This is a genomic window from Psychrobacter sp. MES7-P7E, from assembly GCF_002863645.1.
GTDB lineage: Bacteria > Pseudomonadota > Gammaproteobacteria > Pseudomonadales > Moraxellaceae > Psychrobacter.
Window position 1 is genome coordinate 1 of record NZ_PJBU01000085.1, and the last position, 12,981, is coordinate 12,981.

The 12,981-nt window shown below is 43.7% G+C and carries 11 protein-coding genes; 7 read left to right on the forward strand and 4 right to left on the reverse strand.

The features are described from left to right. Positions 1-16: 16 nt before the first annotated feature. Complete coding sequence (locus CXF62_RS06130) at positions 17-700, reverse strand: cupin domain-containing protein (protein ID WP_102093359.1); 684 nt, start codon at positions 698-700, stop codon at positions 17-19. A gap of 92 nt (positions 701-792) precedes the next feature. Next, positions 793-1,656: a universal stress protein gene (locus CXF62_RS06135; protein WP_102093361.1), complete on the reverse strand. Its 864-nt coding sequence runs from the start codon at positions 1,654-1,656 to the stop codon at positions 793-795. A gap of 412 nt (positions 1,657-2,068) precedes the next feature. Here CXF62_RS06135 and CXF62_RS06140 point away from each other — a divergent pair, with 412 nt between their 5' ends. The 7 genes from CXF62_RS06140 to CXF62_RS06170 all read left to right on the forward strand — a co-directional run bounded on the left by CXF62_RS06140 (position 2,069) and on the right by CXF62_RS06170 (position 10,531). Beyond that, positions 2,069-2,602 (forward strand): DUF2058 domain-containing protein, encoded by a 534-nt coding sequence (locus tag CXF62_RS06140; RefSeq protein ID WP_102078489.1) that lies wholly within the window; start codon positions 2,069-2,071, stop codon positions 2,600-2,602. A 455-nt stretch (positions 2,603-3,057) separates the two neighbouring features. Next, positions 3,058-3,462 (forward strand): hypothetical protein, encoded by a 405-nt coding sequence (locus CXF62_RS06145; protein WP_101205259.1) that lies wholly within the window; start codon positions 3,058-3,060, stop codon positions 3,460-3,462. Positions 3,463-3,706: 244 nt separating this feature from the next. Beyond that, positions 3,707-5,860 carry an FAD-dependent oxidoreductase gene (locus tag CXF62_RS06150; protein ID WP_102093362.1) on the forward strand — a complete coding sequence of 718 codons (2,154 nt, stop codon included), beginning with the start codon at positions 3,707-3,709 and terminating at the stop codon, positions 5,858-5,860. A 193-nt stretch (positions 5,861-6,053) separates the two neighbouring features. Continuing rightward, positions 6,054-7,352 carry an ABC transporter substrate-binding protein gene (locus CXF62_RS06155; RefSeq protein ID WP_102093364.1) on the forward strand — a complete coding sequence of 433 codons (1,299 nt, stop codon included), beginning with the start codon at positions 6,054-6,056 and terminating at the stop codon, positions 7,350-7,352. Beyond that, positions 7,349-9,112, forward strand: coding sequence for an ABC transporter permease (locus CXF62_RS06160; RefSeq protein ID WP_102093365.1), 1,764 nt, complete (start codon positions 7,349-7,351; stop codon positions 9,110-9,112). The genes CXF62_RS06155 and CXF62_RS06160 overlap by 4 nt, the downstream gene beginning before the upstream one ends. 79 nt (positions 9,113-9,191) lie before the next feature. Beyond that, positions 9,192-9,824: an ATP-binding cassette domain-containing protein gene (locus CXF62_RS06165; RefSeq protein WP_102093367.1), complete on the forward strand. Its 633-nt coding sequence runs from the start codon at positions 9,192-9,194 to the stop codon at positions 9,822-9,824. A gap of 80 nt (positions 9,825-9,904) precedes the next feature. Then, entirely contained in the window at positions 9,905-10,531 is a 627-nt protein-coding gene (locus CXF62_RS06170; protein WP_102093369.1) for a CDP-alcohol phosphatidyltransferase family protein, read from the forward strand. Between the two features lie 50 nt (positions 10,532-10,581). Here CXF62_RS06170 and CXF62_RS06175 read toward each other — a convergent pair whose 3' ends face one another. Next, positions 10,582-11,193 (reverse strand): TetR/AcrR family transcriptional regulator, encoded by a 612-nt coding sequence (locus CXF62_RS06175; RefSeq protein ID WP_102093370.1) that lies wholly within the window; start codon positions 11,191-11,193, stop codon positions 10,582-10,584. Between the two features lie 223 nt (positions 11,194-11,416). Further along, complete coding sequence (locus tag CXF62_RS06180; protein WP_228153183.1) at positions 11,417-12,943, reverse strand: aldehyde dehydrogenase family protein; 1,527 nt, start codon at positions 12,941-12,943, stop codon at positions 11,417-11,419. Positions 12,944-12,981 lie beyond the last annotated feature (38 nt).

Below are 12,981 nucleotides of genomic sequence, written 5' to 3' on the forward strand. Positions count from 1 at the left end.
AATTAATAAGCATTATTTAAATTTCTTCAACCTCCAAACCAATGACATGATTAACATGTCCAGTTTTTAGATATATTGTTGCGCCCTCTGCTCCTACCTTTATTTGTACATTTGCATCTATCGGTAGGCGTATCCAACTATCCTGCTGATATACCTGCTCACCTTCTATTAGCTTGCCTGCTATAACTAATATTTCTGCACCGCCATGAACTGTCTCAGTGAATAATAACTCGCCTGCATCGATACGCTGTAGACTAACGTGCTCTACCCCATCGGAAAAAAGCGGGCAGACAGTACGACTACCTTGTTGTTGCCAATTAGCATCGTCATAAGTGTCGATAGCCACGTGCTGCGTTTCGTCAGACGACATTTGCCGTAACTTGACGAAAATAACAGCACCTTCATCACTATAAGGCCGATGACCTGAAGTCGGCGGATTACGTAGATACCAACCTGCTGGATAATGAGTGTCATCTGCAGAAAAAGTGCCTGATAATACTAAAATCTCTTCGCCGCCTGGATGTAGATGATGCGGAAAGTAAGAGTTTGGCGCGTAACGCACAAGACTGGTAGCGCGAGCCTTCTCCGCGCCTACACGATCAAGCATCACACGCTCCACACCATTTTGTGGTGACTTAATCCATTGATGTGCTTCGGGGGCCAGTGAAGCACGTTGTGAAAAATCTGCATTAATTAGCATAAAGTATTCCAAAGGTATTAAATGATTAGGGCGTACCCACAATATAAAACTGAGGACACGCCCTAGACGATAAACATAAATATATGACGTTATTACCGCACTAGAATGACCGGCGATAACGTGCTAGCGATAATTTCTGTCGTTGTACTACCAAGAAACAGTTGCTGCCATTTCGAATGTCCGTACGCACCCACCACCATAATGTCGACATTGTTCTCTACCTGAAACTTTAACAACCCATCTACCGCATCAGAAGCAGATAAGTGATGTGCTTCAACGACAAACCCTGTATCTTCTAACTGTGCAGCGGCGGCGCTCATACTTTGCTTGGCGGCGTCATTCTGATTACCTACCATCACGATATGGCCTTTTAGACCTTTTAATAATGGACTTTTTGACACCATTCGTGCCGCTTTAATAGAGGTTTTGCTACCATCAAAGGCAATCATATAAGAGCTTGGCTCTTCAAATTTCTCTGAGCAAATCAATATGGGAATATCTGACCCACGAGCGACCGTCTCAATCTGACTACCAATATTGATCCGACTGTTCTTATGATCTTCTCCGCGTCGTCCCATTACAATCGCACGATTTTCTTCTTTGAAATGCTCAATACTAGGAAGCAGTTTGCCGTGGCGTTGATAAACGCGAACATTGACATCAGCGAAACTGCTTTGAATATGACTTTTGGCATCTTGTACCAACGCATTGCTGTAGCTGTTGACGACTTTTGCTCTTTGCTCATCCAATTGGGACAACTCTTCTAATAAAAACTGACGACTATTGATGCCTATCGCGCCTGACAAGTCACGCCTAACTGAAGCAGGCACATCACTGACATGTAATAACCCAACAGGTACGTTTAATTTACTGGCATACCATGCTGCATAGTCACAAACCGATTCAGTCACTGCCGAGCCGTCAATACAGGCCAAAATGTGCTGTGATGTTGTCATAATCTGTCCTTAAATTTAATTATTTAATCCTATACAGCTTGTTAGTTCTGACCAAGCTATGCTCTTTGGCTTATTTTCTCTGTTTTATACTCTTTAGCTTATGCTCTTTAATTAGGGATTAGGGTATGTTTCATTTACTTCATAATAGTTATCTTTTAAAAATTATCTTATAAAGTAAATTTACCCCTTCATTTGATAATAACTAATTTACACGGCTTCATCCAGCGATGTGTGCGACCCTTTTGCAATAGTTGCAATTTGTTACCGTCAGCATTGTATATGGCTCACCGCAGACTGAAATTCAGCTATATATAAAGTCTTATCATCGTCTGACCACATGCGCTAGCAAAGTTTGCTACAATGTATTTTTTAGCATTTATGATTTCGGTATCGTTATTTAGGTGATTGGATTATGGCAAAAAATGCCCTACAGGCTCAATTATTAAAGGCTGGCTTGGTTGATAGCAAAAAGGCCAAAAAAATCAGCAAACAAACGCAACATGCCAAGCGTACTGGTGACTCAGAAAGCGTCGAAGCAAAAAAAGCGTTGGCAGAGGCGCAAGCTCAAAAGCTAGAAAAAGATCAAAAGCTTAATCAAGAAAAACAGCGCGTATTGGAAGAGAAAGCATTAAAGGCCAATATCGTCCAAATGATTAAGCAGCATCAAATTACTGAGACAGAAGGTGAGGTTAGCTATCAGTTTGTCGATGAATCCAAAGTAAAGAAAATCGCTATCACTCAGAAACTCTACGATCAAATCGTGGCCGGTCACGTAGTCATCGCACGCTTGGAAGAAAGCTACGCGCTACTGCCTCGCCCATTGGCGGATCGTATTGATTCAAAAATGGAAGGCTTTATGGTTGTGTCCAACGACACTGCCGAAGAAGCATTGGCAGAAGACGATCCGTATGCTGCTTATGTAATTCCAGATGACTTGATGTGGTAAGGCATTATTCTACTGCTGCTGGCTTTACTATAGTGTTCTAAGCATCCCCTCAAAAGCCCTTTATAGAATTTATGTTCTATAAAGGGCTTTTTGCGTTTATACAGGTTAGGCAAATCTTTATAGCGCAAAATAAACGTCAAATGTGTCGATAGGCTCAATCAAAGGTACATAAATCAGGCTTCTTTAACCTAACATTGCTGGTTTAGTTAAAGAAAGTAACCCAGCTACATAATTGCCAGAACATAGATACAACCAACTTGAACAGTTATTCAATAACTACTACAATGCATTTTCAGCACATATGGTGGTAATACTTTGTTTATTTTTGAGTAATCACTCAATATTATTCATACTTTACCTGTGTTTATTACCTGATAGTTCGGTGCCATCGTGCCCATTTTATTTGCTTAATTTGTTCCAATTCACTTTTGCTTTTTCTCAAAAAGAGATAATTCATGCCAAAACACTTGCCACTCTCACTATTATTTCTTCGCCTTGGTGTTTTCATCGTATTTTTCTTTTGGACAGTCGACAAATTTGTAAATCCTGAGCATGCCGCCAATGTGTTTGCTAAATTCTATGCATTGGAAAACTTGGGCATTACTATTGTTTACGTTATTGGTAGCTTACAAATCATTCTTATCTTCTCGTTTGTCATGGGTCTATTCAAAAAGTGGACATACGGCATCATTTTATTGCTACATGCCGCCTCTACGTTTGCATCTTTTGGTCTTTATCTAACGCCTTTTGATAACTTATTGTTCTTTGCTGCATGGCCAATGCTGGCAGCCTGTTTGGCGCTATTCTTAATGAGAGACTATGACACCCTAACATTGGGTAAAAATACGTCTCCAGTATAACTGTTGGCAGCAGTGCTTATTGCTTCAGTCGTATAAATGTCAGACAACAAGACATAATGTATATACTATCAAGACTGCCGACTTCATTTTTTTATCGTAGTTAGGCGATTCAGACAATTAGCTTTGATCGCCAATTTTTATTGAATATAGTTACTCGAATTCTGTTACTTAGACAATGAGTATTCTACTGTTTGAGCAATGACTACTGTTTTAGCTTTCGCTCCCTTATTTGGCCGGATTTTTCATGATTAAAAGAATATTTTTAATACTATTGATATTGATATTAGCGGCAAGTTTTTTTTATTTTGACCTAAATCAATTATTGACGCTTGATGGCTTAAAAGGGTCGATGGCGCAATTTAATGAATACAAAGCGCAGTCACCGCTGTTGATTATCGGTGGATTTTTCTTACTATATGTTGTCGTCACTGCCCTCTCCTTACCAGGCGCTGCGATTCTGACGCTAGCCGCTGGTGCGCTATTTGGTTTGGTTCAGGGATTACTCGTTGCGTCATTTGCATCGAGTATTGGTGCTACCATTGCCTTCTTGGCATCGCGCTATTTACTGCGTGACACCATCAAACAGCGCTTTCCTGAGCGGTTGGCAGCTATTGATGCAGGCGTCGAAAAAGAAGGTGGATTTTATTTATTTACCTTACGTCTGGTACCCATATTTCCATTCTTTTTGATTAACCTATTGATGGGTGTAACGTCTATTAAAACATGGACTTACTACTGGGTCAGTCAAATCGGTATGCTGGCTGGGACCTTTGTCTTCGTCAATGCAGGGACACAGCTGGCACAGATAGACAGCTTATCGGGTATTTTATCTTTCAACTTAATTGTCTCGTTTGCGTTATTAGGTTTCTTCCCCTTAATAGCAAAAGGAGTGTTGAATATGTTTAAAAAACGCCGTGTTTATAAAAACCACACCAAACCTAAAAAGTTCGATCGCAATATGATTGTGATTGGCGCTGGCGCTGGCGGATTGGTCACAAGCTACATTGCCGCCGCGGTAAAAGCGAAAGTCACACTGATTGAAGCAGGTGAGATGGGCGGTGATTGTCTAAATTATGGCTGTGTACCTAGTAAGGCCATCATTAAGAGCGCAAAAATCGCTGACCAAATTCGTCATGGGGAAAACTACGGTCTAGAGAACACTGTACCGCAGTTTTCATTCAAAAAAGTGATGGCACGCGTACAGCAAGTTGTGGCTGATATTGCGCCGCACGATAGCGTTGAGCGTTATACCAATCTAGGCGTCGATGTGGTCAAAGGCTATGCCAAATTAGTTGACCCGTGGACAGTAGAAATTCAGCTAAATGACGGCGGCATGCAGACCCTAACAGCGCGCACCATTGTCATTGCCACTGGCGCTCGTCCATTTGTACCACCTCTGCCAGGTATAGAAGAAACAGGTTACGTGACCAGTGACACGCTATGGATCAAATTTGCTGAGCTAGAAGAAGCCCCGGAGAAGCTCGTCGTACTGGGCGGTGGCCCCATCGGTAGCGAGCTTGCGCAAAGCTTTGCTCGGCTGGGTTCTAATGTGACGCAAATTGAGATGAGCGATCGCATTATGGGTAAAGAAGACCTTGAAGTGTCTACCTTTGCTCACCAATCGCTTACTGATAGCGGTGTTAATATTTTGACCTCACATCAAGCAATGCGCTGCGAGATGCGTGATGGCAAAAAATACATTATCGTCAAACACAATGAAACAGAAATCGATATCGAGTATGATGAGCTACTTTGTGCCGTTGGTCGTAGCGCACGCCTTGAAGGTTATGGTTTAGAGGCACTAGGTATCGAAACCAATCGTACTATCGTGACCAACGAATATCTCGAGACGTTATATCCTAATATTTTTGCTGCAGGCGATATCGTTGGCCCATACCAGTTTACTCATGTCGCTGCCCATCAGGGTTGGTACGCCGCCGTGAATGGTTTATTTGGCAATCTGAAAAAGTTTAAAGTAGATTATCGTGTGATTCCGTGGGTTACGTTTATCGACCCAGAAGTCGCTCGTGTCGGTATTAACGAGCAAGAAGCCATTGATAAAGGCATCGATTACGAGATTACTCGTTTTGAGTTTGAAGAGCTGGATCGTGCCATTACGGATAGCGCAGCTAAAGGCTTTATCAAAGTCATCACGCCAAAAGGTAAAGACAAAATATTGGGTGTTACGGTGGTTTCTGAACATGCAGGCGACCTAATCGCAGAGTTTGTACTGGCCATGAAACACGGTCTGGGTCTCAATAAAATATTGGGCACCATTCATAGCTACCCGACTTGGGCAGAAGGCAACAAATACGCAGCTGGTGAGTGGAAACGTGCTAATGCGCCTGAGACCGTATTAAGCTGGTTGGAAAAATACCATACGTGGCGTCGCGGTTAGTTAATGATAGTTAGTTAATATCAGTTAATTAAGAACAGTTTGCTGATCAGCGTCATTAAATGACGCAAGCAGCAAAGTGTTAAAAGACTCCAATAAAGCTGGTTTAGATTTTGTGATATCTGTTTGGTTTGACATGGCAGACTATGAAATCTTTACCGGCTTTACTAACATTTAAATCATAACGGAAACTTGAATGCGCGTTATTACCGCTTTACCGATGCTCAAACGTCTTACGCGATATAGCACCTACGCTATGGTGATGAGCATTTGTATTGGTATATCAGCAAGCACAGCATCGCCAACTACTGCCAATATTAACCAAGACCTATCACCTTGGCAGCAGATAGAAGCCAAAGGCAGCAACCAAGATATTTACTTTTATGCATGGGGCGGTGATCCACAGATTAACGCTTATCTACAATGGGTCTCCGATCAAGTCGATGATAAATATAATATCAACTTAGTCCATGTCAAATTGAGTGACACCAGTGAAGCAGTCAGTCGTGTACTCGCAGAAAAATCTGCTCATAATGACAACCAAGGCAGTGTTGATTTGGTCTGGATTAATGGTGCTAACTTTGCCACCATGAGTGAAAACTCGTTATTACTTAAACAATGGGCCAATAAACTGCCCAACTTTGCGTTGACTGATCCAAAGAATAATCCAACCGTAAATTTTGACTTTGGTGTACCGACCAACGGTATGGAAGCACCGTGGGGACAAGCCTCTCTGACGTTTTATTATGACAGCTTGTCGACCAGTAAACCGCCAACAACGCTAACTGAACTGACCACTTGGACAGCAAAAAACCCTGGCCGCTTTAGCTACCCCAAACCGCCTGATTTTTTGGGTATGAGTTTCTTAAAATACGTCTTAGTTATGCTGCATGAACAAAAAGACGCTCAAACGGGTAAAAACACTAGCGTACAGCTCAACTTGCCTGCCACTGAAGAAAACACCGCGCTCATATTAGATCCGCTATGGGCGTTTTTGGATGGTTTTCATCCAACCTTATGGCGTAATGGCGAGCAGTTCGTGCAGACAGGTGCGCAGATGCGGCGCTTGGTCGATGATACTGAGCTGAGTCTGGCCTTTACCTTTTCAGCACCAGAAGTTCCTGCAGCCGTACAGCGTTATGACTTACCCCAGAGCATTCGCAGCTATGCGATGAGTGACGGCAGCTTAAGCAATACTCATTTTGTCGCTATCCCTTATAATGCCAGCCACCCTCAGGCGGCACAATTAGTAGCCAACTTCTTAATGAGTCCAGAAGCCCAAGCAAAAAAACAAACCCCTTCGGTATGGGGTGACAAAAGCGTACTGGTCCAATCTACGCTTAGCCCTGCACAACAAGCGTTATTCAAAACCAAGCAGCCCCATCCAAGCGCCCTGCCCTTTGATAGTGTCAAACGCACGGTAAGCGAGCCGCATCCAAGTTGGGTAGAGGCCATTCAGCAAGGCTGGCAAGCACGTTATGGGGTGAGTCCATGAGCCAAGGTTTTGATAAAATAACGAAAAAAGGTGATAGTCCTAGACCTATTACGCTTGAGAAAAAAGACCTGTTTACGCGTATCGTGTCTTTTAGTCCCAAACTCTTAATTATCATATTAATACTACCCGTACTCTGTGGCCTTATCTGTGTACTGTTGCCTGCCCTAAGCTGGGTTCCTGCCCTAGAAAAAACAACCTTGAACCTGCAAGGGTTTATAGACCTATGGCAAACGCCTGGCATCACGCAGATGGCTGCGTTAAGTCTTGCTACAGGACTTATCAGCACCCTACTCGCTTTTGTTATTGCCCTGATGATATTGGCTGCGTTTTTTAACAGTGTTTGGTTGCAGCGTATTGAGCATTTATTAAGTCCTATCTTAGTCATTCCTCATGCAGCTGCAGCCATTGCCGTTGGGTTTTTGATTGCGCCGTCAGGTATGTTTGCACGGCTCATCTCCCCGTGGCTAACTGGTTGGGAGATGGCACCCGATGGTATGTTTCCACATGATCCATACGGTATCAGTATCATCTTAGGTTTAACCTTAAAAGAGCTGCCGTTTTTATTATTAATGGCACTGGGCGCGCTTGCTCAGCCTGAACTTGGCAAAAAATTGCGCCAACAATATACTGTTGCGCTCAATTTAGGTTATTACCCAATTACTGCTTTTTTTAAGGTGGTCTTGCCCTTGTTATATCCTTTTCTACGTTTACCGATTTTGGCCGTGTTGGCCTATGCCAGTGCGAGTGTCGAGATGCCATTGATATTGGGTCCTAATACACCGCCAACGCTTGCCGTCTCTATCATACAATGGTTCAACGATGTCGACCTGACATTGCGTATCAAAGCATCAGCAGGCGCATTATTACAACTCGTACTGACAGCAGGTTTAGTTGCATTTTGGCTGGGCGGCGAAAAAACGATCAAAGCAATATTTAATGTTTCATCAGTTAATGGCAAACGTCATTATGCAGATGCTATTTGGCAAAAAGTCACCGCTATACTTACCGTAGGCGTGATTGGTTTTATGCTGCTGTCACTCGCCGGCCTTGTGTTATGGGCATTTGCAGGGTTTTGGCGGTTTCCGGCGATGCTACCAGAGCAATTCGTGCTACTACATTTTCAAAATGCCTTTACTCAAATGAGCACACCACTGGTCAATACACTTAGCATTGGGGCCGTCAGTACTGCCTTTGCTGTTTTTCTGACTCTGCTATGCTTGGAAGCTGAGCAATTAAGTGCTAAACCATTGTCACACTTCACCAGTTTTATTATTTACTTACCGCTACTAGTGCCAAGTATTGCGTTTCTATTCGGCTTAGTATGGTTACAGCAGTTGGCCAATCATCAATCAGAATTTTTTAATGTGGCATTTGCCCATCTTTTATTCGTGCTACCGTACGTGTTTTTATCACTGGCCAGTAGCTATCGACGCCTAGATCCTCGTTTCGCTCATGTGGCCGCCAGCCTTGGCGCTGCACCAATTAAAGTGTTCTTTCAGATAAAACTGCCGCAGCTATTTGCCCCTATTTTGATTGCTATAGCACTCGGTCTAGCGATCAGCTTTGGTCAGTATTTACCAACTCTATTGGCAGGTGGCGGACGTATTGCCACTATCACGACTGAAGCAGTGACACTGGCGAATGGTGCCAGTCGGCGTACCAGTGCTGTCTATGCGATTATGCAAATGGCGCTACCGCTTATAGGTTTTATATTGGCTTGGATGCTACCCAAATATTTTTTTAGAAGTGGCGCACGATAGCAGGCTGGTCACAAACAAAAGCAAACGTTATCAAACATTAAAATAATCAGTCGTGAAAAATACAAATAAAGGGTTCCTGATGCCATCATCTCTACAGATAAAAGACTTACAACTGTTTCGTCAAAACGAGCAGTTATTGAGTATCAATGAGCACATCGCTGGTGGCGACATCCTAACCGTGATGGGCCCTTCTGGTAGTGGCAAGTCCAGCTTACTAAACTGGCTAACAGGCACTTTGGCGAGTGATTTTGCCGCGACGGGTACTGTCTGGTTAAACGATAAAAATGTGACTCACCTGCCTGCGCATTTGCGCCGTATTGGTGTTCTGTATCAAGACGCACTGCTGTTTTCGCACCTATCAGTCGCAGGCAATATTGCTTTTGCCATGCCAAAAGGAAACAAAAAACAGCGAGTTAAAAAAATAGCGCAGTCTTTAGCGCAAGTGGGTTTAGAGGGGATGGGAGATCGTCATCCTGATAATCTATCAGGTGGTCAACAAGCACGTGTCGCCCTACTGCGCACGCTGCTGAGTGAGCCCAAAGCGATACTACTTGATGAGCCGTTTAGCAAACTTGATACTCAATTGAGAATGGATACGCGACAATTGGTATTCGATCAGATTCGTACTCATAAGTTGCCTGCTATTATGGTCACGCACGACCAAAGTGACGCTGAAGCAGCCAATGGCAAAGTTATTTATGTAGGACGATAATTTTAGATATCAGAGTCAAATATTAACGCTAAATACCCAAACAAAGTATCAAAACAAGCAAAATACAAAAGGCAGCTCGCATGCTAGACAAGTTTATTACGCCCGTCATCAAGCCGCTGCTAACCCCAATAGTAGCGACATTACATAAGCTCGGCATCACGGCTGATCAGCTTACGGTAGCTGGATTCTTAGTTGGTATATTGGCATTACCACTACTCGCGTTTAAGCTATGGTATGGCGCGCTGGCAGCGATAATATTGAATCGTATTTTTGATGGACTTGATGGCGCAATGGCACGCTACGCACAGCAAAGCTCAAGCGCTGGCGGCTACTTAGATATCACGCTTGATTTTTTGTTTTATGCCGCTGTGCCACTTGGGTTTATTTTGGCCAACCCTGCACAAAATGCTATTGCAGGTGCGTTGTTATTAGCGGCATTTATCGGGACAGGTTCGAGCTTTTTGGCCTTTGCAATTTCTGCAGAAAAATTTAAATTGGACAAGCCGCAGTTTAAATATAAAAGCTTTTACTATCTTAATGGTCTCACCGAAGGCACCGAAACTATTGCTCTTTTTATTGCTCTTTGCATTTGGCCTCAGCATTTTGTGCTACTTGCTGGTATCTTTGCTACTGCCTGCGCTGTTACTATTTTTACTCGTATACATGGTGGGTATCATACCCTCAAGGAGCTCGAATCTACCAAGTAAACATTTGAAGATATACACCATATCAAAACCCAGCCATCATAATCATACCGCTAAGCATTTACTGAATCATCGAGTCGCAGTGCTTCTATAGATAAAGCCATATCTTCAGCAAGGGCGTGTACCGTCGAGCTCTCTATGTCACGCTGGGCAAAGGCACGTAGCCCCATAACTTCTGCCTGTAGACGGCGTCCAAGCCTAACCGGATCAAGCTCACTATCCATCTCACCGACATTCTGCGCTTCCTTAAAGCATTCTATAAAACGTGTCTCCATACCTGCCAGCAGCATTTCCACCTTGGTTAACGCTGTCTGCTCACGCGCGCCCAGCTCTAGTAAACTCTTGACCAACATGCAGGCTCGGCTCGGTAACGCTTTATCACGAATCCCGCCAAGCTGACGTATATAAGCGGCCAGTCCTAATAAAGGCGTTTCATGATGGCTCAATACTCGCTCAAGCTCGGTCAATCCTAGACGCGCATAGTATTCTAGCGCTTCTTGAAACAAGCCGTCTTTACTTCCAAAAGCGGCATAAATGCTGCCTGGACGCATATCAAGCGCTTGTTCGATATCCTTCAGTGAGGTGGCATGAAAGCCCTTTTGCCAAAAAAGCTGTAGCGCACGCTCCAAGGCGTCATGACGGTTGTAAAGTGCGGTGCGTGACATAATGTGCCCCATTTAAAAAGCCGTGACCTCATATAAAAATGGGCACGGCTATAAAACTTGAATGATTGCTCAATTTTATCCTGAATGGGCATAACAGTAAAGTTAATATAACAAACGCACTGGTAAACAAACGTAATGTTAGAGCGCGACCTAGCTATCAACAACCTTAATGATAGCTAGGTGCAAATCTTTATAACGGCTAGCGAGAAACGTGAAAATCTGGTTAATGAGTCAGCAATACATGCTTACTCTTTTGATAAGCGGACAAGCCATCACCGCCCAACTCACGGCCAATACCGCTTTGCTTAAATCCGCCCCAGCCTGCTTCTGGTAATACGATTTGTTGCTCGTTAATCCAAATATGTCCGGCTTTTATTTGGAGTGCCATCTCAAGTGCTTTAGTCTCATCGGCGCTCACGATGGTTGCTGCTAGAGCAAACTTGCTATCATTGGCTAGGCGAATAGCCTCTGCGTCGTCAGTAAAGGCTGTACAGACTAATACAGGCCCAAACACTTCCTCCATCCATAACTGGCTGGTCGTTGGCACACTCGTATAGACAGTTGGCGTTGCAAAATAGCCAGATGCTTCTAACAACTGACCGCCGGTTAAGCAATTTAGATTTTCAGCTGTCGCAATATCAAAGAATTTTTTAACTTGATTCAGCTGCTGCTCGCTCACCAATGGACCCATTTGCGTCTCTGTCGCAAAACCGTCACCAATTTGCAGACTTTCCGTTTTGACTTTTAATGCCTCAAACAGCTGCTCAGCGACATCTTGATGAACAACCAAACGCGACGTGGCCGAGCATATCTGACCTGCATTGGTAAATATACCGCCAATGATTAAATCGCAAGCGTAGTCAATATCAGCATCTGCGCAGACCACGATGGCAGACTTACCACCCAACTCTAGGCTAATGTCTTTGATGCCTTTTGCTGCTTGAGCCATCACCTTTTCACCGACTATATTACTACCAGTAAACGATACTTTGTCAATCAGTGGATGACTGGTCATAGCAGTGCCCACTTCGGCAGCACCTGGTAAGATATTAACCACCCCTTTTGGCAAGCCAATTTCCGATAGGATATTACCTAGCATAAGCTCTGGTAATAATGTCAATTCAGACGGTTTCAATAGCACGGTACATCCTGCCGCTAGCGCAGGTGCCAGCTTCCAAGAAGTCGTCACCATTGGGAAATTCCAAGGGGTAATCAGCGCACAAACACCCACTGGCGAGTATGTCTTTAACAAACGAATGCCTGACTCAAGCGTTGAGACCTTAGACCACGTTGCCTGCTCTGTGATGAGATTGGCATAATAACGGTAGCAAGCAATGGCGTCCCCTACGTCTATCTTTGCTTCTTCAATTGGCTTACCGTTGTTTAATACAGACAGCCCAACCAACTTATCGAATTGCTGCTCCATAGACTCTGCAATTGCATTTAGATAGCGAGCACGCTCACTTACACTAGTCTGTGACCAGCTAGCAAAGGCTTCATCAGCTGCTTCGACTGCCTGCTCTACATGAGCACTGGTGCATAAGCGTGCCGTTGCAATCACCTCACCTGAATTTGGATCATACAACGCATGATTATTCGTATTATCAAAGCTTGCATCACCAGAATCGGTCGCGAGCGCTTCAATCGTAACCCAGTCACCATTGATATAAGCGGCATTTAATACAACTTCGTTTTGAGCCGTTTGTATGGCAGTTTCTCTGGTTAATTCTGTAGAGTTCAGCATTTCCATAATGGTCAATCGCCTTATATTTTTGATCGAGTTGTCTT